Origin of the sequence: Pseudomonas sp. DTU12.3, from assembly GCF_004124275.1 — a bacterium.
Lineage (GTDB): Bacteria > Pseudomonadota > Gammaproteobacteria > Pseudomonadales > Pseudomonadaceae > Aquipseudomonas > Aquipseudomonas helmanticensis.
Genome location: NZ_CP027218.1, coordinates 2,590,241 through 2,614,790 on the forward strand (window position 1 = coordinate 2,590,241; position 24,550 = coordinate 2,614,790).

Below are 24,550 nucleotides of genomic sequence, written 5' to 3' on the forward strand. Positions count from 1 at the left end.
CTGGAGAAAACCCATGAGACCGTTTTGGCTGGAGCAGGCCCTACAGACCGACACCTCTGAAACCTGTGCGCCGCTGCAAGGCGAAGTGCGCACTGACGTGTGCATCGTCGGCGGCGGTTACACCGGGTTGTGGACGGCAATCATGCTCAAGCAGCAGAACCCCGAGCTTGATGTGCTGCTGATCGAGGCCGACATCTGCGGCGCTGGTGCCAGTGGGCGCAACGGTGGCTGCGCGTTGTCGTGGTCGGCCAAGTATTTCACCCTGGAACGCCTGTTCGGCGTCGACGAAGCAGTGCGCCTGGTCAAGGAATCTGAGCGCAGCATTCATGCCATCGGCGAGTTCTGCGAGCAATACGGCGTCGATGCCGATTACCGGCTCGACGGCACGCTGTACACCGCGACCAATCGCGCACAGGTCGGCTCGACCGACGCAGTGATCGCGGCGCTGGAGCGCAATGGCATCAACTCGTTCAGCCAGCGCCCGCTCGCCGATGTGCAGCGCATGGCCGGTTCCGCCAAGCATCTGGAAGGCTGGTTCTCGCCGGCGGCGGCCAGTGTACAACCGGGCAAACTGGTGCGCGGATTGCGCCGTGTGGCCTTGCAGCTCGGCGTGAAGATCCATGAAAACACGGCGATGACCGGCCTTGAAGAGGGCCGCCCGGCGCGCATCCACACCGCCAGCGGCTGTGTTGTCGCCGACCGCGTGGTGCTGGCGATGAATGCGTGGATGGCCCGCGCTTTCCCGCAGTTCGAGCGCAGCGTGGCGATCGTTTCCAGCGACATGCTGATCACCGAACCGCGCCCGGAATTGCTGCAGGAAATCGGCTTGACCAGTGGTGTCACCGTGCTCGATTCGCGGATCTTCGTGCACTACTACCACAACACCCCGGACGGCCGGATCATGCTTGGCAAGGGCGGTAACACGTTTGCCTATGGCGGGCGGATGCTGCCGGTGTTCGATCAGCCGTCGCCGTACGCCGGATTACTCAAGCGCAGTCTCGGCGATTTTTTTCCGGCGTTTGCCGAGGTCAAAGTCGACGCGACCTGGAACGGTCCTTCGGATCGCTCGGTGACCGGCCTGCCGTTTTTCGGGCAGATGAGCAGCAGCGGCAATGTGTTCTACGGTTTCGGCTATTCCGGCAGCGGCGTTGGCCCGTGTCACATGGGCGGGCAGATTCTCGCGTCGCTGGTACAGGGCCTCGACAACCCGTGGACGCGCTCGCCGCTGGTCAACGGTCCGCTGGGCTACTTCCCGCCGGAGCCGATCCGTTATCTGGGTTCGCTGATGGTGCGCAACGCCATCCGGCGCAAGGAGCGCGCTGAAGACCACGGGCGCCGACCACGGCACCTGGACGTACGCCTGGCGAAATTCGCTGCGGCGGCGGGCAAGGCCGACAAAGCCTGACTCCCCCTCATGTAGGAGCTGCCGCAGGCTGCGATCTTTTGATCTTGTTTGTAAAAGACCAGATCAAAAGATCGCAGCCTGCGGCAGCTCCTGCAGGGGTGGGTCAGTTGCGGTAGAGGAGCCAGTCGAGTAACTGGGGATTGTCTTGAGTGGGCGGTATTTGTTGCTGCGGCAGTTCGCCTTGCGTGCCCAGGCAGAGGATCGGTCGATCCGGATCGCTGTCGAGAAAACTCACCCACACCTCGCTGCCGGCACAGGGCAGTTCATTGGCGGCGATCCGTCCATTGGCGTTGGTCAGGGCAATCGGCAGCCATATTCCATCGTCGGCATGCACCGTTGCGACAGACCACAGACTGACGTTGATCCGGCCCTGGTCATCGAGAGATGCAGGCTGCCCGGGCGTGCCGAGTACGCGCGCCAAGTGATAACCGGGGATCGCCGGTCGCGGCTGTTTGAGTGCCGGACGAAATTCCGTCGACCAGGGCAGGGCAACGAAATCGTTGTGGTAGCGGTAAACGCTGGGTGTCGGCTCGAGAATCGACGGCTGTTGCCCGTGATGGCGCATTTCGGTGATCAACCATTGTTCGTTGAAACTGTTGATCGGATGCTCCGCAACCTGGACCAATTGACCGCTGAGCAGGTCCACGCAATCGCTGCGGCCATGGATCGAGCGATATTCGCAGCGCTGACGTTGCAGATGGCGACGGCTGCGTTGTTCGGCATAGCGATGTAGCTGGGACAGCGTCGTTGTCGGCCCCGTTACGCTCTGGTTGGCGGCATCCTCGCGCAGATGTCTTTGCCCGCGATTGCGCACATGACGTTGCGGTGCGATTGGCACCGCGTCATGCCGCTGGAACAGTGTGGCGATATGCGGCGAGGGCGCCTCGTCATCGAGGCTGAACGGCAGCAGCGTGGGCTCTTGCGGCAAACTCAGACTGTCGTCGGCGAACACCACGACATGCCCGTCAGGGCCATGTTCGAAGTGGTAATGAATGCCTTCTTCCTCGCACAAGCGGTGCAGCAGGGCCAGATCGCTTTCCTCATATTGAATGCAGAACTCGCGCTGGGGGTATTGGCCGACGATCACTTCCATTCGGTAACTGTCGACCGGCAGCGCGTTTTCCTCGAGTAACTGTTGGAGAATCTGCGGCACGCTCAAGTGCACAAAGACGCGGCGTTTTTGTGCTTGCGCGAGTTGTTGCAGGGAGGGCACCAGTACCACTCGATAGCCGACCCGATGCGCGCCGCGATGTTCGCAACTGGCGCTGTCGATGCGCCCGTGAACCCCGTGATGTTCACTCAGATGCAGAAATGCCGGTTGCTGCAACAGCGTGCCTGGCGTCATGGCCGGGCCGAGGCTGATCAGTTCGATGTCGAAGCGGTAGGGCTGGTTGAGCGCTTCCTCGCCGCGAAAGCGCAACACCGGCATTTGCAATCCACTGTCGGTCAGGGTCAGCGTGAAGGGACTTTCCATGTCATTGAGCATACGCACAGGCTCTGTCTGGCAATACGGCCCCAGAGGGTACGAAACCGCAGCGCCGAATGCTTATGGCAAAGCGGCTTTTCAGAATAGCCCTACACGCTCTGGCGAAAATGTCGATTCAGCATTACGATTTTTTTGGTCGATTGCCGACTTTAGGCCGTATAAACTTGGCGCCACGCGTCGGCCAATAGATGTCTCGGCGCCACAGATCAAGAGAGTGAGTAATGGGCGCACAGTGGAAGGTTAAACACAAAGAAGCGGCAGCCAACGCCAGGGGCAAAATCTTCGGCAAACTGGTGAAAGAAATCACCATTGCTGCACGCAACGGTGCCGATACCGCCACCAACGCACACTTGCGTCTGGTGGTCGAACAGGCCAAGAAAGCCTCGATGCCGAAAGAAACCCTCGATCGCGCGATCAAGAAAGGCGCGGGTCTGCTGGGTGAAGCGGTGCAATACCATCGCGTGACCTACGAAGGCTTCGCCCCGCATCAGGTGCCGCTGATCGTCGAGTGCGTGACCGACAACGTCAACCGCACCGTGGCAGAAATCCGCGTGGCGTTCCGCAAGGGACAATTGGGCGCTTCCGGCTCCGTGGCCTGGGACTTCAACCACGTCGGCATGATCGAAGCCTCGCCGGACACCCCGGACGCCGATCCGGAAATGGCCGCGATCGAAGCCGGTGCCCAGGATTTTGAAGAAGGTGAAGACGGTGCGACGCTGTTCCTGACCGACCCGACTGACCTCGACGCCGTGCAGAAATCCCTGCCCGAGCAAGGCTTCACGGTCTTGTCGGCCAAGCTTGGCTACCAGCCGAAGAACCCGGTCAGCGGCCTGAGCGACGAGCAGATGGCTGAAGTTGAAGCGTTCCTCGAAGGCCTCGACAACCATGATGACGTGCAGGACATGTTCGTCGGTCTGGCTGGCTGATCTGTTTCGCCAGTGATGGCCTCATCGCGGGCAAGCCCGCTCCCACAGATTTTTGCGCAGTTCACATATTTTGTGCACGACACGGACACTGTGGGAGCGGGCTTGCCCGCGATTGACCGCGCCGCGGTCACAGATTTTCAAGTTCGCGCAACACTTCACTGAACCCCGGTCGCGCCCGCACATCCGCCTGGCAGCAACACCGTTCCAGCGCTTCCCAATGTAAACGCCGCTCTGCACTCAACCCCGAGTCGATGCGCGCCAGCAATTCCCCCAGCAAAATCCCGAACGCCCGCACTTCAATGCGTTGCAGCGCCCGCGTCTGTGCGGTATCCGTCGTGGCATGGAACGACGCCCCGCCAAAGTCCCCCAGCAGGCAATCGCCCCGTTCGTTCAACAAAATGTTGTGCCCGTACAGGTCGCCGTGGGTGATGCCTTGCGCATGCAGGTGCTCGGCTGCCGAGGCAATGCCCTTGGCAATGCGCAAGGCAACGTCGGCGGTGAAGCGCAGATCATCGGCGTACACATCCCGCGAACACGAGGCCAGGCTTGGCAATCCGGCGAGGTTGCGAAAACTCGGGTCAATCAGTTGCATCACCAGCCCTTGCTGGCCGTCGGGATGACCGGTGATACGCCCTTCAACACGGATCAGGTTCGGGTGCAGGCCGGCGGTGATGCAGGCGTTCATTTCGTGTAACGGCGAGCCGTCGCTGGTCATTTCACCTTTATACAACTTCACCGCGACCGGTTTCAGCGAGCCATCGGCGTGCTGCCAGTTCGCCCGGGAAATCACCCCGGAGGCGCCTTCGCCGAGTTTTTGCTCAAGGCGCAATGCCGACCAATCGATCAGCGGCGTGGCTTCCAGCGCGGCGGCGTCGGCTTCGGTTTCCAGCGGATTACCGGCGTAGGCCAGCCATGTCAGGCTCGGCAAGCTCAGCAGCCACTGCGGCAGTTCGCTGAACTGATTGACCGAGATGCGCAGCAGTTCCAGTCGATGGCAGTCGCGCAGCGATTCAGGCAGTGCTTGCAGACAATTGCCCGACAGCATGAGTTTTTGCAGATAAGGGCGCTCACCCAGTTCAGTCGGCAGGGTGTCGATGCGGTTGTCAGTGAGGATCAGCCAGCGCAGCAGCGGCGGCAGCGCGGCGCCGGGTACCTCGACGATGCGATTGGCCTTGAAGCCGATCATTGTCAGCGCCGCGCATTGGCCGAGGCAGGCCGGCAATTCAGTGAAATGGTTGTCGGAACAGAACAGCACACGCAGCCGAGTCAGGCGATGCAGATCGTCCGGCAGGCTGCTGAGTTCATTGCCGCTGAGGTTAAGGATTTCGAGGGTGTCGGCCAGCTCGAAGATCTCGCGCGGAAACTCGGTCAGCCCGCAAGACAGGTCCAGCCGCGTGATGCCCGACAACTCGCCGGCGCGCAGTTGAGCAAGGGTGTGCATGTCAGTGTTCACTTTTGAAAGGTGCAGAGACGCGAAGCGCTCGGAATGGGCGACATGATAACGGCAAAGCGGCGATTTGCGGCCAGATCAGATTTTTTCAGCGGGGGTGTCAGACAGAGGGGCAATAACCTGCAATTGTCCCAACCGGCTACGCGTGCGCCCGAGGTCGATCGCATCGCCGCCGAGGCTTTCGCACAGCGACAGGCGACCCATCAGCGTCAGGTGTTTGTCCTGGTCGTAGAGCACGTCGATCAGGTTGATGAAGCGTTGTTGCGCGGCAATCGAGCAGTCGCCCAGCAGCGGTAATTCGTCAATCACCCAGTGGTCGAAACGCCGACACAACTCCAGATAATCCATCACCGCGGTTGGCTGTTCACACAGATCAGCGAAAGTAAAAGCCACACGTCGGCCTTCAATCAGACGTGCATGAAAATGCCGGGTACCGACCGCCAGCGATAGCGGCGGAGCATCCTCAGTTGGCAGAGTCAGCGCCTGGCGCTGCGCCGGCGTGCCCGGCCACACATAATGGCCGTGGGTAAACACTTGGTGTTGATGGTTGCGCGCCACACTGCGGTAATCATGCGGGCCGCCGACTTCCATCACCTGCATGCGCGTATTGATCAGTTCGATCACCGGTTTGAACCGCGCGTGATAGAGCGGGTTGGGCAGCAGGCCCTCAGGCGCGTAGTTGGACGTCACCAGCAGCAATATCCCGCGCTTGAACAGCGCCTTGAACAGCCGGGTGATGAGCATCGCATCGCCGATGTCATGCACATGAAACTCGTCGAAACACAACACCTGACAGTCCTGCAACAGCTCGTCGAGGCTGGTTTCGAGAGGATCATCGCGCTCGCGATGGCGGAACATGCCCTGATGCAATTGCGCAAAGAACTGATGGAAATGCAGGCGGCGTTTGCGCGTGATCGGCAGAGCCTGAAAAAAGCCATCAAGCAGCCAGCTCTTGCCGCGCCCGACGGCGCCATACAAATACAGGCTCGGCGCTGTCTGTGGTGTGGCGCCGAACAACAGGCTGGCCTGCTGTGCCATGCAATCGATTACCTGTTTTTGGCTGGCGCTGAGGGTGTAACCCTGCTCGTGGGCCTTGCTGCGGAAGTAATCGCGGATCGACTGCGCGCTGGCGTCATGCCCGGCGCTGGCGGCCATGCCCTTGCCGAACAAACGGCGCAACGCCGGCCAGCGCTGGCTCAGTCGCGATCGGTCGGGCAGTCGGGCGGGCACTCTGGTTACTCCGGGCAGGTCAACCGGCTCCACTGAGCGCGGCGGGGTAGTGTAACCAGACGTTCAGCGGGGCTACCACCACGGCGCATCGAGAATGGGCGGTTACTGAACAATATTCTGCGGGCTGTACAGCTATTTTCAGCGACATGATTCGCCCTGTTGCCAACCTTTCGAAACATATCCCGGCAGTTCAGTGGATCCAATCGACTGGCGCAATCGCCGTCCGTTGCTAACCTGAAACACAGTAACGCCAACGCAGGCGATCCCTGACAAGGAATGGGGCAGTGAATGCACGAGTGGTCATGGGCCTGCTGGGAGTGTTTTGCGCACCGGCATACGCGGCGGATCTTCAGGTCGAAGTGCGCGTCGATGTGCAACGCGGCTGCCAATTGATCGGCCAGCAGCGCGAGGCCGGCATCGAGCAACTGGGTGTCCTCGATTTCGGCAGCACCGCGCGTCTCGACGACCCGGCCGGGCCATTGGCTGCAGCGCTGACCAATCAACGCTTGCCACGGCTGGAATGCAATCCGGACACGCCGTATCAAATGCGTGTCGATGGCGGTCTGCACGGCGGCGTCGGCGAGGTTCGCTACCTGGCCGGTACGGCTGACAGCAAGCCAATTCCGTATCGCCTGTATCAGGACGCCGCGCGGCGTGTGCCGCTGGCGGTGAATGTGCCGGTCAGCGGGCGCGTGCCGGACAGCGGCACGGTGGAGTTGCCGTTGTACGCGCGGATCGAGCGTTTGGCCGAGGTGCCGCGAGTCAGCCGTTATTCGGATCTGGTCAAGGTCACGGTCACTTGGTGATCGCAGGGTTTTACCGGCAACGCGGAGGTTTCGGGTTGTGCAGTCAAGACGTTCAATGATGAACGCAAGGGTTGGAGTCACCTGAAGGAGTAGGGACGGGCGCAATGACAGGCAAACACTGGATGGTCATGGCAGCAGGTACGCTGGCATTACTCGCCGACGACGCGCAGGCGGCTGTCAGCGGGCAGATCCACGCGCGGCTGATCCTGATCGCTGGCTGCGAAGTCACTAATTCCTCCAATCCCGCCAGCCCGGTGGGTGAGCTTGGCACACTTGATTTCGGTCTTCAGGGACCCACCTGGAATGCGCCGATCAAGGCCAGTCTCGACGGCGACAGCAGCGGCAAGCTCAATGTCGCCTGCAATCCTTCGGTCACCGGCTTCACCGTCACTATCGACGGCGGCACCCACGGTGACGGCAATACCCGGCGCCTGAGCAATGGCCGCCAGACCATTCCCTATCAACTGTTCGTCGATCCCTCCGGCGCCCGGAGCTACAGCATCGGCCAACAACACAATTTCGCTGTCACCAGCGGTGCGCAGATACCCATTCCGGTATTTGGCTCGGTGGTGGCGAATACCCGCGCGGTTCCGGCTGGGGTCTATACCGACACCCTGACGGTGACGCTCGACTGGTAACCCCGTAGAGGACGGACACCATGCGTATGTTTGCATCAAGGATAGCTTTGCCGCTGCTCGGTCTGGCGCTGGTTTCCAGTGCCAACGCCGCCACCACGGTCACCGGCCAGATCACTTCCAGCCTGATCCTGATCAGCAGCTGTCAGGTCAACGGTGCGGGTGGTTCCACCGGACTGAACTTCGGTGCATTGAGCTTCGGCACCGCCAACAGCCTGTTTACCACGGCCACCGGGCAAGTGCTCGGCGGTGGCGGCGGGGCGTTGTCGATTCTTTGCTCCAGCGGGACCACGCCGACGGTCAAGGTGCGCGCCGGTGCCAACGACGGCAAATCACCGGGTGGCACGCGCGCCCTGTTTGACGGCGTGGCCAATTATGTCCCGTACGACTTGTACACCGATGCCGGTCATTCGCAGCTGTTGGCGATCGACGGGACGATCAATCTCGCCGCGAGTACCGGTGTTGCGCAGACCGTGAATATCTACGGTCAGGCCGTGGGCAAGGCCGGTTTGCCGGCCGGCACGTACACCGACACCGTCGCTGTTGAACTGACGTTCTGATGCCATGCGCCGGCCTGGATGCGCCGCGCTGCTCCTGCTCTGTGCGGGCAGTGCACCGCTGCCGCTGACGGCGGCGACCAGTCAGAGTTTCCAGGTCAGCGCCACGGTCACGGCGGGGTGCCTGGTGGTGGGCGGTGTGTCGAACTATGGCGGGCTGAATTTCGGCTCGCGTTCGGCATTGGCCACCGGCACCGTGCAGGTCGCGCTGACCGGTGGCGTGCAATTGCAATGCACGCCCGGGGTGACGCTGAACATGAGCGTCGATGGCGGTCAGTACAACAGCAGTGGCCGGCACATGCAGGTCAACAGCGGCAGTGCGCGGGTGGCGTATGCGCTGTTTCGCGATGCGGCATACAGCCAGAGCCTGGGCATCGGCCAGAGCGTGGCAGTGGCGTACAGCGATGCGAACAACATCAGCCTGCCGATTTACGGTCAGGTGCAACTACCGGGCAATCAGCCTGGGGGGACGTACAGCGACGTGTTGCAGGTGCAACTGTCGTGGTGAGGTGCAGTAGCCATTGCCGACAAGGAGCAGGTCTATGGGGTCATTCATGTCACGGCACGCGTTACTGCAAAGTGCGATGTTGGCGCTGGTCATGCTCGGAACAGGCCATGCCGGCGCCGCCAGTTCGGTGTTGATCTGGCCGATCGACCCGGTGCTCGAAGCCGATCAACAGGCCAGTGCACTGTGGCTCGAAAATCGCGGCAACGAGACCGCCAATCTGCAGATCCGCGTGTTCGGCTGGAGCCAGAACGGTTTCGAGGAGCAATACCAGAATCAGCGCGACGTGATCGGCAGCCCGCCGGTGGCGAAGATCGAACCGGGGCAAAAACAACTGGTGCGTCTGACCCGAACCAAAGAGGTGCCGCCGGGCCAGGAACTGGCCTACCGCATCATCATCGACGAAATTCCTTCCGCGCAACCTCCCTCCGCTGACGGCGGCAAGACCGCCGCAGCGATCCGCTTCCAGATGCGCTATTCGGTGCCGCTGTTTGCCTACGGCGCGGGACTGTGGAGCAAGGAAGACAGCACGCGTGCGCGAGATCCGAAGGGCATCGGTTTACCGCAACTGAGCTGGCGCACGGTGGCGGTCGATGGCCGGCCCTACGTCGAGGTGCGTAATCAGGGCGCGGTGCATGCACGGTTGACGGATGTCGCGATCAAACAGGGTGGGCAGAGCAAACCGCTGGCCGAAGGCTTGCTCGGTTATGTGCTGCCGGGCGCGGTGATGCGCTGGCCGGCGCCGGGTTCGCTGGCCGGGGATTCGGCGTTGCAGGTACGGGTCAATGGCGCACCGCAGGTGCAGAGCATTACCCCGGCACGCTGATTGAGTGGTTGTGGGCCGACAAAGATTGAGAGCCAGACATAGCCGTATCAGGCCACCGCAGTATCAGGAGGATTCAGTCCATTGACGGACGTAAAACGTGTATGAGCCGAGGATGGGCTCGCCGTATTCAGCGTCCGCTGTGGCACATCACCGGCGCGTGTTGCCTGGTGTTCGTTCAACCCTCCGGGGCCGGCGAACTGCCGCCGCCACCCAGTGGCATGGAGGCGGTGAGTGATGCTCAGTTGTTTCTCGAACTGGTGGTCAACCAGATGAATACCGGACGGGTGGTGGCGGTGCAGCAGCGTGGCGGGAAGCTGCTCATACCGGTTGCGGCGTTGCGCGAAACCGGCATGAAACTGCCCGACAACCTCGGCGCGGAAGTTGATCTCGACAGCCTGCCGGGCCTGCACAGCGATTACGACAGCGTCGGCCAGCGCCTGTTGCTGGATGTCCCGCCAGACTGGTTGCCAGAACAATTCGTCGGTAATCGTGAAGCCTATCCTCGCACTCCGGCGCTGAGCAGTTTCGGCGCGCTGTTCAACTATGACCTTTACCTCAACGACACCGACGATGCCGGCACGTATCTCGCCGCATGGAACGAGGTGCGCCTGTTCGATAGCTGGGGCACGCTGTCCAACACTGGGCAGTACCGGCGCACGCTGTCCGGTGATTCGCTCAACACCCTCGACAATGGCTACTTGCGCTACGACACCACGTGGCGCTACTCGGACGATGAGCGAATGCTCACCTACGAGGCCGGCGACGTGATCAGCGGTGCCTTGCCGTGGAGCAGTTCGGTGCGGCTGGGTGGTGTGCAATTCTCGCGCGATTTTGCCGTGCGCCCGGATCTGGTGACCTATCCGCTGCCGCAATTTGCCGGTGAAGCGGCGGTGCCGTCATCAGTGGATCTGTTCATCAATGGCTACAAGTCCAGCAGTGCCGATCTTCAGCCCGGCCCTTACACCCTGACCAACATTCCGTTCATCAACGGTGCCGGTGAAGCCGTGGTGGTGACCACCGATGCACTCGGTCGACAGGTGTCGACCACAGTGCCGTTCTACGTCACCAGCAGTCTGCTGCAACAAGGCTTGAGTGATTTTTCCGTGGCTGCCGGTACGTTGCGCCGCGACTACGGCCTGAAGGATTTCAGTTACGGCACCGGCGTCACCTCCGGCAGCCTGCGTTATGGCGTCAGCGACAGCTTTACCCTCGAAAGCCATGCCGAAGCTTCGGATTCACTGACCCTCGGCGGCCTCGGTGGCAACCTGCGGCTGGGTAACTTCGGCGTACTCAACAGTGCGGTCAGCCAGAGCCGTTTCGACGGCGAAGCCGGTGAGCAACTGAGCCTCGGCTACCAGTACAGCAATCAGCGTTTCAGTTTTTCCTACCAACGCCTGCAACGCCATGATCAGTACGCCGACCTGACCGTGATCGACACTCCCTACATCAGCCTCAGCCGCCGCAGCGAACAAGCGACCCTGAGCCTCAATCTCGATCGTTGGGGCAGCCTCGGTGCGGGCTACTTCGATGTGCGCGCGGCGGACGATTCACGCACGCGACTGCTCAATCTGAGCTGGAGCAAACCGCTGTGGCGCAACAGCAGTTTCTATCTCTCGGCCAACCGCGAGATCGGCGACAGCAATTGGGCGGTGCAGGCGCAACTGGTGATTCCGTTCGACTTGCGCGGCAGCCTGGCGATCAGCAGCGAACGCAGCAAGACCGGCCAGAGTCAGCAGCGGGTCAATTACAGTCGTGCGGTGCCCACCGAGGGCGGCGTCGGTTTCAATCTGGGTTACGCCAAGGGTGATGGCGCCGATTACCGTCAGGCCGACGTGACCTGGCGCCTGCAATCGGTGCAATTGCAGGCTGGCGTCTACGGCACTTCCGACGCTGAAACCCGTTGGGCCGATGCCAGTGGTTCGCTGGTGTGGATGGATCGGCAAGTGTTCGCGGCCAACCGAATCGACGATGCGTTTGTGGTGGTCAGTACCGATGGTTTTGCCGATATTCCGGTGCGCTACGAGAACCAGCAGGTCGGCCAGACGGACAAGAACGGTCACCTGCTGGTGCCGTGGAGCAGCGCCTACTACCGTGGCAAGTACGAAATCGATCCGCTTAATCTGCCGCCGAATGTGCGCAGCCCCAACGTCGAACAACGCATCGCCGTGCGGCGCGGCAGCGGTTATCTGCTGGAATTCCCGCTGAGCCGGGTGATTGCCGCGAGCATCATCCTGGTCGATCCGCAGCAGCGCGAACTGGCGCTGGGCGCTGGCGTGCTGCATCAGGAGAGTGGCACGCGGACGGTGGTCGGTTGGGACGGGCTGGTCTATCTGGAAAACCTTCAGGCGCAAAACACTTTGCAGGTGACGTTGGCTGACGGCAAAACCTGTCAGGCGCAATTCAGTGTCGACATGAACCAGAACCAGGTGCCGCTGATCGGGCCGTTGGTGTGTCAGTGAGCGTTGCACGGTTTTGCCTGTGGCTGGCATTGCTGATGCCGGGGGCGGCGCAGGCGCTGTGTTCGGTGGTCAGCACTACTCCGGCAGCATTCGGTACGCTCAGTTCGATTGCCGTGCGCACGGTCTCGCAGCCCAGCTCGACGCTGAATGGCGGGTTGAGTTGCACCGGTTCGCTGTTGTCACTGTTGACCAGCGGTGACCATTTCTGGGGCACGGTTTCCTCGACTCAAAGCGGTCTGGTCGGGCCGACTGGCGATGTCATCAGTTACACGGTCTACGCCAACAACAGCACCAGCTACCCGCTGACTCGCGGCACCGCCTATGATTTTGCCCGTAACGGCATCATCGATGCCTTGGGCCTGCTCAACGGCACGACGCCGAAAACCGTGCCGCTCTACCTCGGCACAACCATCGGCAGTAATGTCGCCGCCGGGGTGTATACCGAGACCCTGAGCATTTTCTGGAACTGGAATTACTGTTCGGGGATCGGCATCGGCGCCATCTGCCTAGGGCGCGATATCAACAGCGCAACCACCACGCTGACGGTGAACCTGACCGTGTCCAACGACTGTACGATTACCGCGCCGAACATTGCCTTCGGCAGCGCGCCGGTGGTCAGCGCCTTCACCCCGGTGACCGGGCTGACCATCAATCTGGCCTGTACCAAGGGCAGTGCCTACACGGTGGGTTTGAGTGATGGCCAGAATCCGCTGAGCGCCGGCGGGCGGCGGCGGATGATTTCCGGGAGCAATTACCTCGCCTACGACATTTTCAAAAGCGCCGGCACCACGCGCTGGGGCAGCGTCGGCGCGGCGCGGCGCGCGAGTACCGATGCCGAGGTCAATCCCGGCAACGGTTTGGGCACCGGCAGCCAGATCTTCAACTACAACGCAAAAATCTATACCGACCAGACCACACCACCGGCCGGCACATACCTGGACAATGTGGTGCTCGACGTCGGTTTCTGACCTGACTTCCTCCTGACCGGTCTCATCCCCTGTAGAAGCTGTCGAGTGCAACGAGGCTGCGATCTTTTGATCCTGTTTTTCAAGATCAAGATCAAAGGATCGCAGCGTGCCGCAGCTCCTACAGGGACGGTTCAGAATTGCAGTGAATGCTTGAGCTGTTGCGCCGCCGGCGAGTCGGTCGGGCTGACCATTGCGTAGTTGTAGCCGCCACCCGACCAGTACTCGGCTTGCAAATCGCCGTCACTGCGGGTGCCGCGCGGCAAAAAGGTGTTTTTCGGTCCCGGTGGGCGAACATAAAAGCTCACCTTGTGCCCGCTGCCATCCTCATACATCACCATCGCCGCCGGCCCTTCATCGGTGCTGAGCAAGCGTCCGCTGACCGGTTCGAACCCGGCGGCTTTCAAATCCGGCAAACGAGTGGCTCGAGTGAAATAACGATCGAGCCAGCGCTGCATGTCACCGTCACTGTCGACCTTGTAATCGGCCGGCAACATCCCTTGCTGGGCGATCAGCCGATAAGCCTGCAACGCGTCGGTCATCGGTAACAGGGAAGGGCGCACAAGCGTCATCTCGCGGGCCTGCCAACCGCTGAAACCGCCGACGCTGACCGCGATCAGCAACACTGCCGCACTGGCCAGATGGCGACGTACCTGGCGCTGACGGCGCTGGCGGATCAGTGCCGGCTCAAGCGCGGGATTGGCCGGTTGCTGCAAGGCACCGCCGAGCGCCGCGCGCAGTTGCTGGGCATCCTGTTGCCAGGCGCGCAGCTGTGCCACCTGTTCCGGGTGACTGGCCAGCCAGGTTTCCAGCACACGCCGATCGGCGTCGCTGAGCTGGTGGTCGACGTAAGCATGCAAATCATGCTCGCTGGGAGGCAGGCTGATCATTTGAGTATCCGCAAAGAAGGGCTGCTGATTTCGCCGTCGCTGAGTTGGCGCAAGGCCTGGCGGGCGCGGGACAGGCGCGACATCACGGTGCCGATCGGGGCGCCGAGAATCTCGGCGACCTCTTTATAAGTCAGGCCTTCCACCGAAACCATTAGCAGCAGGGCGCGCTGTTCGGTGGGCAAACGGTCGAAGGCCTGCAGGGTCGACTGGGCAATCACGGTGCGCTCTACCGAAGGCTCGGCATCGTCACGACCGGTGAAAAATTCGAGCATCCGCGCATAGCGCCGCGAGCGCCGATGCGCATCGAGAAACTGCCGGTAGAGGATCGCAAATAGCCAGGCACGCAAGTCGCCGTCGGCGCGTTTTGCGCCCCAACTCGACAGGGCGCGCTCCAGACAGGCCTGCACCAGATCGTCGGCGCTGCTGCTGTTGCGCGTCAACGACACGGCAAAGCGGCGCAATCGCGGGATCAGTTCACGTAGCTGTTGGTCTAGCTCGTTCATGGCGAGGTATTCATGCCGGAGTGCTGATGAAATGGAACATGCCTTGGGGCCTGAAACGCGGTGTTGGCATGGAAGACGTTCCGGCGCGGCGATTATTCCATCCGCGGCAGTGAAAGTTTTTGTACCTCGCTTTGTAGGATAGTTCGCCGCGCTTTGTAGTCACTGTAATGGCAGCAGATTTCCCCCCTCAACCCTTTTGACAGACACGTCTGGCAACCGGTGTAACCCCAGGCTACCGGGTCAGACGTGACTGAATCATTGTCGAGAGAGAAGGGAAGTCCGATGCAAGCATTCGCGAGAAGTAACCGTTGTGCATCAAGCACCTTGAAGGCCGCGGTTGAATCGAATTCATGGCAGCGTTTTGGGTGCGGCCCGCTGCTCGAACCACAGGCGACGTTGATCCACCGCGCCATCGAGGCGCAGGCGATTGCCCGGCCTCACGCCATCGCCGCCGAGCATCAAGGCCGATCCATCACCTACCGCGAATTGAACCGCCAGGCCAATCGCCTCGCCGCGACCCTGTTGGAGCAGGGCGTGATGGCGGACGATCACGTCGCGCTATTTGTCGAACGCTCGATTCCGATGCTGGTGGGCATGCTGGCGGTGTTGAAAATCGGCGCGGCGTATATTCCGCAGCATGTGGGCGTTACCCCGGCGGCGCAGCTGCGGCATATCCTCGCGGTGGCCAACGTGCGCGTGGTGCTGACGCTGGCGAAACTGGCGCCGGCGTTGCCGCTGACGACGGCACAAAAGTGCATTGCCCTTGACGCGTTCATCAGCGCCGACAGTGTCGCTGCCGATGAGCGGAATATTGGCAGCGCAGCGTCCTCGCCTGATTCGGTGTGTTTTGTACTGTTCACGTCCGGCACCACTGGCCAGCCCAACGGTGTGCGCGTGACGCAGCGCAACGTTTGCAACATTCTCCTGACCGCGCCCGGCAACCTCGGCATGCGCCCAGGGTTGAAGGTCGGGCAGATCCTCAATATCGCCTTCGATATGTCGGCCTGGGAAGTGTTGGGATGCTTGGCCCACGGGGCGACGCTGTTGATCCGGGGCAAGGACATTGCCCAGACCGCCGAGCGCTGTGACGTGTTGATCGCGACGCCGTCGATTCTCGCCACCCTTGATCCGGCTCGCTGCACGCAGCTGAAAGTGGTCGCGCTGGCGGGTGAGCCATGTCCGCAACCGTTGGCGGATCGCTGGTCGGCGTTTTGCACGTTCTACAACGCCTGCGGGCCGACCGAAACCACCATCGTCAATACCATGCAGCACTATCGGGGCGTCGGGCCATTGACGATTGGCAAACCGACCCCCAACAACACGGTTTATGTACTGGACGAGGCGGGGCAACTCTGCGCGCCGGGTGAGCCAGGCGAAATGTGGGCCGGCGGCGATTGCGTCACGGCCGGGTACCTGGGCAATCCCGAGCTGACTGCCGAGCGTTATCAGCCTGATCCGTTTCTCGGGCACGGGCGCACCATGTTTCGCACCCGTGATCTCGCCCGCTGGACGGCCGACGGTGAGCTTGAGCACTTGGGCCGCGTCGATGATCAGGTCAAGGTCAGAGGCTTTCGGGTCGAACTCGACTCGGTGTCCGCTGCGCTGGAGTCGACCCCCAACTGTGAGCGTGCGGTGACGCTCAAACTCGACAGTCGCCATCTGGTGGCATTCGTCTATCCGCCAACTACGGATATCGATGTCGCGCGCAGCCGCTGTGCAGAGCGGCTTGCCTATTACTGCGTGCCGTCACTGATTCTTGCCGTCGAGGCCATTCCGTTGACATCGCGTGGCAAGGTCGACAAGCGTTTGTTGCTTGAGTGGGCAGTGGCGCATCAAGCGCAAGATGCTTGTGCCGAACAGTCGGTGACAGCATGAGCGGGGCGGTTTCGAATCTGCAGTTGCCACCCAAACGGGCACTTTGGCGGCGTCTGGGAACGCTGCCGGTGTGTTCGCATTACAACCGTCTGGTGGTGTTGGTATTCGTCGTTAACCTTGCCGCGCTGATGTACGGTTTGAACGTCGGTGAGTGGTGGACAACTGCGGGCGTGGCCTTGCCAACCCTGTCGGGGCTGGTGGTGGCGAACCTGTCGATGGCGATCTTGATTCGCCAGCAATACCTGATCAATCTGCTGTTCTGGCTGGCCACCCGGGCGCCCACCACCTGGCCGCTGGCGATTCGCCGGACGTTGGCCAAGGTCTACCATTTCGGCGGCCTGCACAGCGGTGGCGCGATGGCGGCGATTGCCTGGTTTGCGGCGTTGCTCGGGTCAATGATCTGGCAGCGTTTCGCCGGGCCGGGTGGAGTTTCGCTGACGTTGATCGGTTTGAGCGGCGGCTTGTTCGGCTTATTGCTGCTGGTTGCGTTCATGGCGTTACCGGGCATACGCGGGCGCTTTCACAACGCGTTCGAACGGACTCACCGTTTCGCCGGTTGGGCGGCGCTGGTGCTGTTCTGGGCGATGACGCTGGTGTTTGCCCAAGAGCAGAATCCGGCCCTGGCGCTGACCGACGTTCTGCTGCAATCGGTGTCGTTCTGGATGCTGCTGTTGCTGACGCTGAGCATCGCCTCACCGTGGCTGCGTTTGCGCAAAGTACCGATCAGCGTCGTCAGGCCTTCTTCGCATGCGCTGGTCGCACGTTTCTCCCACCACACACCGTTTGCCGGCTCTGCCACAGCGATCAGTCGCAGTCCGCTATGGGAGTGGCATTCCTTCGCCAATATTCCTACACCCGGAGAGGACGGTTTCCGACTGATCATTTCCCGAGCGGGAGACTGGACAGGGGCATTCATCGAGCAGGCGCCGACGCATGTCTGGGTCAAGGGCATCACCACTGCGGGCGTGGCGCACATTGAAACGCTGTTCAAATCGGTGGTGTACGTCGCCACCGGCAGCGGCATCGGCCCGGTGTTGCCCCACCTGTTGGCCGGGCAAGTGCCGATTCGCCTGATCTGGTCGACCCGCAGTCCGCGAGCCACCTATAGCGATGCGTTGGTGGATGAAATTCTCGCGGCGCAACCCGACGCGCTGATCTGGGACACCGCCGTGTCGGGCAAACCCGATCTGGTCAAGTTGGCATATGCCGCCGTGCAGTCTTTCGGCGCAGAAGCAGTGATCTGCATTTCCAACCAGAAGCTGACGCAGCAGGTGGTTGAGGAAATGGAAGCTCGCGGTATTCCGGCCTACGGCGCCATCTGGGATTCCTGACACCGCGTCAGCGTTTTTCCCACAGATTTTTTATCCAAGGAGCGAGACCAACATGCACATTTTGATCGAACGACTGGGGCGCGTCGCGCTGATCCGGCTTAACCGTCCACAGGCGCGCAATGCGCTGAATACGCAAATGATGACGGAGTTGCTGGAGACCCTGCGTGGGCTGGATAACGACCCGGGTGTAGGCTGTTTCCTGATCACCGGTACACACGAATACTTTGCTGCGGGCGCCGATATCAAAGAGATGTACGCCATGTCCTGCCTGGAGATGATCGAGCAAGACTACTTCGCCGGATGGGATGAGTTTGCCGCGTTCAGGACACCGAAAGTGGCGGCCGTGGCGGGGTTTGCCTTTGGCGGTGGTTGCGAGTTGGCGCTGATGTGCGACGTGATTATCGCCGCCGAATCGGCGCGATTCGCCTTGCCGGAAATTACCCTCGGGGTGATTCCCGGGATGGGTGGGACCCAGCGTTTGACCCGATTGATCGGCCGCGCCAAGGCTATGGACATGATTTTGACCGGGCGCTCGATCAGCGCGCGCGAAGCCGAACAGGCCGGATTGGTTTCACGGGTGACCGCCATCGACGATTTGCTTGCGCAGGCGCTGGCGGTAGCGCAGCGCATCGGCGGCTTTCCCCGCACGGCGACACGCGCAGCCCGCGAGGCGGTGGACCGTGCGCTGGAGCCGGGGTTGCGCGAAGGCATCCTGTTCGAACGTCGGGTGTTTCATGGCCTGTTCGCAACACTGGGGCAAAAGGAGGGCATGCAGGCGTTTTTGCAAAAACGTCAGCCGCGATTCCAGTCGATTTAATCTGCTCGAAGCAGCGCCATACGCATCGACCTGAAAGAAACTACAGTTCAAAGGGAATAATCCTACGAGGCGCGCGTCTCATAGCACCTTTCCCTACGGCCGATGGCCCTGGAGCCTTTCATGGTTGATCGCAGTTCACCGCCCACTTCACCGCCCGGCGGGCCTCAGCGCCCGCCATTGAGCGCCGCGAGCCTGATTTTGCGTCTGAGCGGCATTGCCGTGGTCGTCGCTGCCGTCGCCGGGGCATTTGCCTACGTGCACGGTAACTTCGACCCACAACGTCTGACGCCAAAAGCGCTGGTCGATGTGCTGGAGAAAAACAACGGCGTGCATCCCGGGTTTCGTCGTAACCATGCCAAAGGCGTCTGCGTGATCGGCCATTTCGAGAGCAGTGGCGAGGCGCGGGTGTTTTCTTCCGCGCAAGTGTTCAACGACCCGCGCACCCCGGTGGTCGGGCGATTCGCGTTGCCGGCGGGCAATCCTTATGCGCCGGACAGCGCCGTGCCGATTCGCAGTCTGGCGCTGCGTTTCACCCAGGCCAACGGGCAGCAATGGCGCACCGGGATGAACAGCATGCCGGTGTTCCCGGTCGGCACCCCCGAGGCGTTTTATCAGTTGCAGCAGGCGCAGTCGCCGGACCCGGCCACGGGCAAACCTGATCCAGCGAAAGTGCCGGCGTTCTTCGCTTCACACCCCGAAGCGGTGCCGTTTTTGACTTGGGTGAAGACCGCCAAGCCGTCGGCCAGTTATGCCACGGAAACCTACAACAGCATCAACGCGTTTTATCTGGTGGACGCCAGCGGCAAAAAGCAGGCCGTGCGCTGGAGCATGACGCCCTTGGCTGAAGATGCAGCGGGCGCCACCGCACCTGAAGGTGGCGATTTTCTCGAGAAGGATCTGGTGCAAAAGCTCGCCGCGGCACCGCTGCGCTTTCAGCTGAACATCACCCTGGCCAATCCCGAAGACCCGGTCAACGATGCCAGTAAAATCTGGCCCGCCGGGCGCAAAGTGCTGAACGCCGGCACGCTGGTGCTAGAGAAAACCCAGCCGCAACTCAGCGGTGAGTGCCGCGACATCAACTACGATCCGTTGGTCCTGCCCTCGGGGATTCAAGGCACGGACGATCCATTGCTTGCCGCGCGTTCTGCCGGTTACGCCGATTCCTACCTGCGTCGCACCAGCGAAGTCAGCCAGTTGCCCGCCGCCAAACAGGAGGCTCGTCCATGAGAACCCAACCGACTCATTTCGCCCTGTTGGCGCGTTTGCTGCACTGGCTGATGGCTGTGATGATTATCGCCATGCTGTTTATCGGCGCGGGCATGGTCACCTCGGTCTCGTCGCGACATGAATGGCTGATTCATCTACACAAACCGTTGGGCATTGCGATTCTGGCGCTGGTGATCGTGCGCCTGCTGGTGCGTTTGACCACTCGCCAGCCTCCGCTGCCGGCGGATCTGCCGGGCTGGCAGGTGATGGCGGCCAAGGCTTCGCACCTGTTGTTGTATGCGTTGATGCTGGTGTTGCCGCTGCTTGGCTGGGCAATGATCAGTGCCTCGGGCGAGCCGGTCATGCTCAGCGCCTCGTTGCAGTTGCCGTCGTTTGTGCCGGCCGATGCGCAGCTGTTTGCGTTGCTGCGCAAGGCCCATGGCTATCTGGCGTATCTGCTGTTCCTGACGGTGTTGCTGCATCTGGCGGCGGCGTTGTTTCACGGCTGGGTACGCCGTGACGAGGTGCTCGACAGCATGTTGCGCGGCCGCGATCGCCGCTAACCCGACGGGCTGGCGCATTGCGCAGGTGCGCCACTTTTCAGTGTCAGCCACCAATACCCCAGCGCGACGGCGTTGATGCCTGCACCCAGCAGGCACACGCCGGTCCAGCCCGCCCAGGCGTACATGGCGGTCGAGGCAATTGAACCGCCAGCGCTGCCGATCGAATAAAACAGCATGTAACCGGCGGTGAGGCGGCTTTGCGCCTCGGGGCGCACGCTGTAGATCATGCTTTGGCTGGTGACGTGCACGGCTTGCAGGCCCAGATCCAGAGTGATCACGCCAAGCAGCAAGGCCCACAGCGAGGATTGGGTCAGCGCGATGGGCAGCCACGACGCGAGCATCAGCAACAGCGAAAGCCCGCTGACCCACTGACCAAGCCCGCGATCGGCGAGATGTCCGGCACGCGCGGCGGCCAGTGCGCCGGCGGCACCCGCGAGGCCGAACAGACCGATTTCGCTGTGCGAAAGTGACAGCGGTGGGGCGGCCAGCGGCAACACCATGGGCGTCCACAGCACCATGGCGCTGGCGAATGTCAGCAGAGCAAGTATCGCGCGTTGGCGCAGCAGCGCTTCCTGCCTGAACAGGCTGAATACCGAGGCGATCAACGCTACATAAGTGGTGGCTGGCTGCGGTTGTTCATCCTTGGGCAATACGCTGAACAGCAGCAATGCCATCAGCAAAGTCAGCCCGGCCGAGAGCAAGTAGATCGCCTGCCAACCGGCCACATCAGCCATTGCTCCGGCGGCCGTGCGTGCCAGCAAGATGCCGACGACGATCCCGCTGGTCACCACGCCGACCACCCGACCGCGTTGCGCCGGGTCGGCCAGCGTTGCCGCATAAGCCACCAGCACTTGCGTCACCACGGCGAGCAAGCCGGTCAGTGTCATGCCCAGCAGCAGCCAGGCGCTGTTCGGTGCCCAGGCGATCATCAGCAACGCCACGACCGAGAGCAGGCTTTGCGTAACGATCAGTCGGCGCCGGTTAAGCAGATCCCCGAGCGGCACCAGCAGCACCAAACCAATGCCGTAACCCACCTGCGTCAAGGTGATGACGATGCCGATACCGGCCGGCGACATCGCAAAAGCCTCGGCCATGGCGTCCAGCAGAGGCTGCGCGTAATAGACGTTGCCCACCGCCAGGCCACACGCCACTGCGAAGAGCAGCACCACGCTGCTGTTTAACGATTGATGTTGCATGCCCGGCGTCCTTTTTAGGTTTTAAAATAAAACCAGATTGACGGTACGGGTTGTGGTTTAAATTTGCAACCTGATTGCACGGGCCCCTGAATTGCACAAAGCAAAAGATCGCAGACAAGCTGCGATCTTTTGGTGTGGCGGGAGGAGGGGATCAGCGCAGGGTATCGACCATGTCAGCGATGGTGGTCAGCACGTCCTTGCCCAATTGTTTCGAGCGTTTGCCTGACCAGCCGGTTTCTTTATCAGGATGGTCGTCGTGATCCTTGAACGGCATTTCCAGGGTCAGCGCCAGGCAGTCGTACTTCTGGCCAACGCTGTTGCAGGCCAGGGTCATGTTGGCCTGACCCGGTTCGTCGCGGGTGTAGCCGTACTTGGTCTGGAAGTCTTTGGTGGTGTGTTTCAAGTGGCTGCGGAAATGCTCTTCGAGTTTCTCCAGACGCGGCGTGTACCCCGGATTGCCTTCGCAACCGGCAGTGAAGACGTGGGGGATTTCTTCGTCGCCGTGTACGTCGAGGAACAGATCGACGCCGTACTTTTCCATTTGCTGCTGTACGAAAAGTACCTCAGGGCTGACTTCCTGACTGGCGCTCTGCCAGGCGCGGTTCAAGTCCTGGCCCATCGCATTGGTGCGCAGGTGACCATGGAAAGCGCCGTCCGGGTTCATGTTCGGCACCAGATACAGATCGGCACTGGCCAGGAGCTTGTTGAGTACCGGGTCGTCGTGTTTTTCCAGACGCTCGATCACGCCTTCCATGAACCATTCGGCCATGTGCTCGCCCGGATGCTGTTGGGCGATGATCCAGACCTTACGCTGACCTTCGGCACCGCTGCCTTTGCGCAGCAGCTGAATGTCGCGGCCCTCGACGCTTTTACCGGTGGCCAGCAGTTCGGTGCCGGCCTTGCTCAGCGCCTGCTCGATCAGCCAGTCATGGCGACCACGACTGTAGGGTTCGAAGTAGGCAAACCAGGCGTGGGTCTGCGCGGCTTCGAGGCTAAAACGCAGGCAGTCGCCTTCGAAAATCGTCGGTACACGGAACCAGTTGACGTGATCGTAGGAGGCCACGGCTTGATAACCGGTCCAGGCTTTGTTGTAGGAGGACTGACTGGCATTGTTCAGGCGAAACCAGTGTTCCTGGCCGACATGCAAGCCGCTGGCCTTGAAGTGGAACCACTGGAAATGGGCGCTGCGCGTGTCCGGGCGAATGGCCAGAACCGGGCTGAGCGGGTTGCTGATATCAATGACTTGGATGTTGCCGCTGTCGAAATTGGCGCTGATGTCGAACGAAGATTTAGCCACGGTCATATCGGTTCCTGATCAGGATTGTTATGGCCGATACTTTACACAAGATTGGGCTGAAACCGAGGGGAATTGCGGGGTTGTGGCGGGGGGCGTCCTCCATGACGCGGATGCAGCTTAGTGACTGTGCGATTGATTCTCAAGTGCTATTTGTCATTAGTTTGCCCCAATGTGGCCGGGCTCGGCTTGCCAACCGATATTCTTTTGATATTATCCGCGCCATCGAATTTGCAGCACCTAAAGACTTCATTAGCCTGAAGCCATAAGCCCGAAAAACGGGCAAAAAAAGACCCGGCAAAAAGCCGGGTCAAAAACCGTGATTAGCCTGATGAGGAGATAGTCCAGAAGACCGACCTAAGGTCTCTGGTCCATCGACTGATCTCGCGACCAGCTGCTTGCAATAATAATCATTATCATTTGCAAGTCAAATGTTTTTATCTGCGCGATGGGAAAATTCTTTCCCGTCCGCCCTGATTGTTGTTCCTCAGATTTCTTCGCCGTCGATCGAATGATCGACCATCGCCCGCGCCATATCCACCATATGCACCACCGAAAATGCCAGATCGCGACTTGCGCCCTGCAGGTTTTCGGCGGCTTTGCAGGCGGTGGCGGCTGCGCAGCGCAACAGATCCGACGCGTGCACCAGGGCTTCTTCGCCGCTGACATGACGATTGACGTCGAAGAAACGCTCATCAACCTCAGGTTCTGACACAGCTGGTTTCAAGTAATAGTCCAGTGCTCGCTGGGCAGCGGCATTACCCTGGGGCGAGGTGAATGTGGTGTCCATTTGCAGGTCGGGCAAGTCTTTGCTGGTGATATCCATGATGAGAGGTCACTCCTTGTTTGATTGAAAATCCGTGCTTGCAGCATAGTACGATGCGTAGTTGTGACCAGAATTTAAATACTACAATATGTGTTTTGCTGGCCAAAGGCGTCCGGGTAAGGTGCGGCACATGGATAAATGGATTGAGTTGGTCAAGGCCAAGATGAGTGAACTCAAAATCACTCAAACAGAGCTCGGAGAGCGCGTCGGCATGTCCCAAGGCGGGATCGGCCATTGGCTGAACAAACGTCGCGAACCCGGTGTCACGGAAATGAACCGCGTGTTGCAGGCGCTGGGCATGGATTTCCTTGAAGTGGTGCTGGTGATCCGTGAGCCGCCGCTGACACCCGACGACGAAATGCCGCTGGCGCAGAAGTACAACCCATACTTCCGCTACCCGGTCAGCAATTGGCACACGCCGTGCGAAGTGCGCGAGAGCGGGCAGCCTGCCTACACTCCGGCAACCGATAAACAGCGTTTTGAACTGACGGATTACCACGCCCGAGGCGCGGCGTTCTGGCTGACCGTCACGGGCAATTCGATGACGGCGCCAAGTGGCCAGAGCATCGCCGAAGGCATGCTGATTCTGGTCGATCCGGAAGTGGAGGCAGTGCCCGGCAAACTGGTTATCGCCCAGTGGCAGGACAGCGAGGAAGCGATATTTCGCAAGCTCGACGAAGAGGGCGGCCAGCGTTACCTGGTGCCGCTCAATCCGACCTGGCCGAAAGCTCTGTTCACCGATGAGTGTCGAATCATCGGTGTTGTGGTGCAGGCTACGGCGCGTTACTAGTCAGATCGA

General features: G+C 61.0%; 23 protein-coding genes. 15 read left to right on the top strand and 8 right to left on the bottom strand.

Annotated features, from left to right (window positions below; genetic code table 11):
• Window positions 1-13 precede the first annotated feature (13 nt).
• Window positions 14-1,405: an FAD-dependent oxidoreductase gene (locus C2E19_RS11825; RefSeq protein ID WP_129392043.1), complete on the top strand. Its 1,392-nt coding sequence runs from the start codon at window positions 14-16 to the stop codon at window positions 1,403-1,405.
• Between the two features lie 103 nt (window positions 1,406-1,508).
• On the opposite strand, the gene C2E19_RS11835 is transcribed toward C2E19_RS11825, so the two are convergent.
• Window positions 1,509-2,891: a type VI secretion system Vgr family protein gene (locus C2E19_RS11835; RefSeq protein ID WP_129392046.1), complete on the bottom strand. Its 1,383-nt coding sequence runs from the start codon at window positions 2,889-2,891 to the stop codon at window positions 1,509-1,511.
• A 221-nt stretch (window positions 2,892-3,112) separates the two neighbouring features.
• On the opposite strand from C2E19_RS11835, the gene C2E19_RS11840 reads away from it, so the two are divergent.
• Window positions 3,113-3,817: a YebC/PmpR family DNA-binding transcriptional regulator gene (locus C2E19_RS11840; protein ID WP_129392049.1), complete on the top strand. Its 705-nt coding sequence runs from the start codon at window positions 3,113-3,115 to the stop codon at window positions 3,815-3,817.
• Window positions 3,818-3,944: 127 nt separating this feature from the next.
• Here the strand turns inward: C2E19_RS11840 and C2E19_RS11845 are convergent, their stop codons facing one another.
• Window positions 3,945-5,258 carry a leucine-rich repeat-containing protein kinase family protein gene (locus C2E19_RS11845; RefSeq protein WP_129392053.1) on the bottom strand — a complete coding sequence of 438 codons (1,314 nt, stop codon included), beginning with the start codon at window positions 5,256-5,258 and terminating at the stop codon, window positions 3,945-3,947.
• Between the two features lie 87 nt (window positions 5,259-5,345).
• On the bottom strand, window positions 5,346-6,497 hold the full coding sequence (zapE, locus tag C2E19_RS11850) for a cell division protein ZapE (RefSeq protein ID WP_129392056.1): 1,152 nt from the start codon (window positions 6,495-6,497) through the stop codon (window positions 5,346-5,348).
• Window positions 6,498-6,781: 284 nt separating this feature from the next.
• Between zapE and C2E19_RS11855 the strand changes: the two genes are divergently transcribed.
• From C2E19_RS11855 to C2E19_RS11885, 7 genes are all read left to right on the top strand, one after another.
• Entirely contained in the window at window positions 6,782-7,303 is a 522-nt protein-coding gene (locus C2E19_RS11855; RefSeq protein ID WP_256661299.1) for a spore coat U domain-containing protein, read from the top strand.
• A 104-nt stretch (window positions 7,304-7,407) separates the two neighbouring features.
• Window positions 7,408-7,941, top strand: coding sequence for a spore coat U domain-containing protein (locus C2E19_RS11860; RefSeq protein WP_129392059.1), 534 nt, complete (start codon window positions 7,408-7,410; stop codon window positions 7,939-7,941).
• A gap of 20 nt (window positions 7,942-7,961) precedes the next feature.
• Window positions 7,962-8,498: a spore coat U domain-containing protein gene (locus tag C2E19_RS11865; RefSeq protein ID WP_129392063.1), complete on the top strand. Its 537-nt coding sequence runs from the start codon at window positions 7,962-7,964 to the stop codon at window positions 8,496-8,498.
• 4 nt (window positions 8,499-8,502) lie between these two features.
• Complete coding sequence (locus C2E19_RS11870) at window positions 8,503-9,003, top strand: spore coat U domain-containing protein (RefSeq protein ID WP_129392066.1); 501 nt, start codon at window positions 8,503-8,505, stop codon at window positions 9,001-9,003.
• 34 nt (window positions 9,004-9,037) lie between these two features.
• Window positions 9,038-9,826 carry a molecular chaperone gene (locus C2E19_RS11875; protein ID WP_129392069.1) on the top strand — a complete coding sequence of 263 codons (789 nt, stop codon included), beginning with the start codon at window positions 9,038-9,040 and terminating at the stop codon, window positions 9,824-9,826.
• Between the two features lie 101 nt (window positions 9,827-9,927).
• Window positions 9,928-12,285, top strand: coding sequence for a fimbria/pilus outer membrane usher protein (locus tag C2E19_RS11880; RefSeq protein ID WP_129392072.1), 2,358 nt, complete (start codon window positions 9,928-9,930; stop codon window positions 12,283-12,285).
• 35 nt (window positions 12,286-12,320) lie between these two features.
• Complete coding sequence (locus tag C2E19_RS11885; protein WP_372238477.1) at window positions 12,321-13,253, top strand: spore coat protein U domain-containing protein; 933 nt, start codon at window positions 12,321-12,323, stop codon at window positions 13,251-13,253.
• Window positions 13,254-13,384: 131 nt separating this feature from the next.
• Here the strand turns inward: C2E19_RS11885 and C2E19_RS11890 are convergent, their stop codons facing one another.
• Both C2E19_RS11890 and C2E19_RS11895 read right to left on the bottom strand, forming a co-directional pair.
• The gene (locus C2E19_RS11890; protein WP_129392079.1) at window positions 13,385-14,140 is read right to left on the bottom strand and encodes an anti-sigma factor; all 756 of its coding nucleotides are present in this window, start codon (window positions 14,138-14,140) and stop codon (window positions 13,385-13,387) included.
• Window positions 14,137-14,643, bottom strand: a complete 507-nt coding sequence (locus tag C2E19_RS11895; protein WP_129392082.1) for a sigma-70 family RNA polymerase sigma factor — start codon at window positions 14,641-14,643, stop codon at window positions 14,137-14,139. The genes C2E19_RS11890 and C2E19_RS11895 overlap by 4 nt, the downstream gene beginning before the upstream one ends.
• 282 nt (window positions 14,644-14,925) lie before the next feature.
• Between C2E19_RS11895 and C2E19_RS11900 the strand changes: the two genes are divergently transcribed.
• From C2E19_RS11900 to C2E19_RS11920, 5 genes are all read left to right on the top strand, one after another.
• Complete coding sequence (locus C2E19_RS11900; protein WP_129392085.1) at window positions 14,926-16,518, top strand: amino acid adenylation domain-containing protein; 1,593 nt, start codon at window positions 14,926-14,928, stop codon at window positions 16,516-16,518.
• Entirely contained in the window at window positions 16,515-17,849 is a 1,335-nt protein-coding gene (locus C2E19_RS11905; RefSeq protein WP_129392088.1) for a hypothetical protein, read from the top strand. The genes C2E19_RS11900 and C2E19_RS11905 overlap by 4 nt, the downstream gene beginning before the upstream one ends.
• Before the next feature lie 52 nt (window positions 17,850-17,901).
• Entirely contained in the window at window positions 17,902-18,666 is a 765-nt protein-coding gene (locus C2E19_RS11910; RefSeq protein ID WP_129392091.1) for an enoyl-CoA hydratase-related protein, read from the top strand.
• Between the two features lie 120 nt (window positions 18,667-18,786).
• On the top strand, window positions 18,787-19,893 hold the full coding sequence (locus C2E19_RS11915; protein WP_129392094.1) for a catalase family peroxidase: 1,107 nt from the start codon (window positions 18,787-18,789) through the stop codon (window positions 19,891-19,893).
• Window positions 19,890-20,435, top strand: coding sequence for a cytochrome b (locus tag C2E19_RS11920; RefSeq protein WP_129392096.1), 546 nt, complete (start codon window positions 19,890-19,892; stop codon window positions 20,433-20,435). The genes C2E19_RS11915 and C2E19_RS11920 overlap by 4 nt, the downstream gene beginning before the upstream one ends.
• On the opposite strand, the gene C2E19_RS11925 is transcribed toward C2E19_RS11920, so the two are convergent.
• The 3 genes from C2E19_RS11925 to C2E19_RS11935 all read right to left on the bottom strand — a co-directional run bounded on the left by C2E19_RS11925 (window position 20,432) and on the right by C2E19_RS11935 (window position 23,751).
• Window positions 20,432-21,631, bottom strand: a complete 1,200-nt coding sequence (locus C2E19_RS11925) for an MFS transporter (protein WP_129392099.1) — start codon at window positions 21,629-21,631, stop codon at window positions 20,432-20,434. The genes C2E19_RS11920 and C2E19_RS11925 overlap by 4 nt on opposite strands.
• Window positions 21,632-21,782: 151 nt before the next feature.
• Complete coding sequence (locus tag C2E19_RS11930; RefSeq protein ID WP_129392102.1) at window positions 21,783-22,934, bottom strand: M14-type cytosolic carboxypeptidase; 1,152 nt, start codon at window positions 22,932-22,934, stop codon at window positions 21,783-21,785.
• A gap of 478 nt (window positions 22,935-23,412) precedes the next feature.
• Window positions 23,413-23,751, bottom strand: a complete 339-nt coding sequence (locus C2E19_RS11935; protein WP_129392105.1) for a DUF6124 family protein — start codon at window positions 23,749-23,751, stop codon at window positions 23,413-23,415.
• Window positions 23,752-23,881: 130 nt separating this feature from the next.
• Here C2E19_RS11935 and C2E19_RS11940 point away from each other — a divergent pair, with 130 nt between their 5' ends.
• Window positions 23,882-24,541, top strand: coding sequence for a LexA family transcriptional regulator (locus tag C2E19_RS11940; RefSeq protein ID WP_129392108.1), 660 nt, complete (start codon window positions 23,882-23,884; stop codon window positions 24,539-24,541).
• Window positions 24,542-24,550 lie beyond the last annotated feature (9 nt).